The following is a 416-nucleotide window of genomic DNA, read 5'->3' as shown; positions in this document are numbered from 1 at the left end:
TCCACATCACAGCCCTGCAAAGCAAAAACCAGAAGTGAAGGCAGTATTAAAGCAGAGGTCTGATATATTTGTAAAATACCTTCCTTTTGTTTTAAAATTTCGAAAACAGTATTTGATGGATTAGAAGTATCTTTTGTTGAAACAACAATCGGCGCAAGGCGAGGCTGAATATTCACCAGTCCTTCCTCCCTCAATGCTTCAAAAACGCGGTTAATCGTATATCTGCTTACATGGAATTGGTCACAATACATCCTTGAAGATGGCAAGGCATTTCCAGGAAGTATTTGGCCCTCCAAAATACACTGCTTAATTTCGTTATATACAAATGTAAATTTTGTTTCTTGTCGATTCATAATTCGCCTCCTATCTGTTTGAATTATATCATGATGGAACAAATTTGTCAGTAATAAAAGACA

1 protein-coding gene is annotated in these 416 nt (G+C 36.3%); it reads right to left on the bottom strand.

All coding sequences use genetic code 11. From position 1 onward, the window contains the following. A partial coding sequence (locus tag NE664_14645) for a winged helix-turn-helix domain-containing protein (GenBank protein MCQ4727873.1) occupies window positions 1-353 on the bottom strand: 353 nt, incomplete at its 3' end. Window positions 354-416 lie beyond the last annotated feature (63 nt).

Origin of the sequence: Anaerotignum faecicola, from assembly GCA_024460105.1 — a bacterium.
Lineage (GTDB): Bacteria > Bacillota > Clostridia > Lachnospirales > Anaerotignaceae > JANFXS01.
This window is presented reverse-complemented; position numbering and strand designations above follow the sequence as displayed.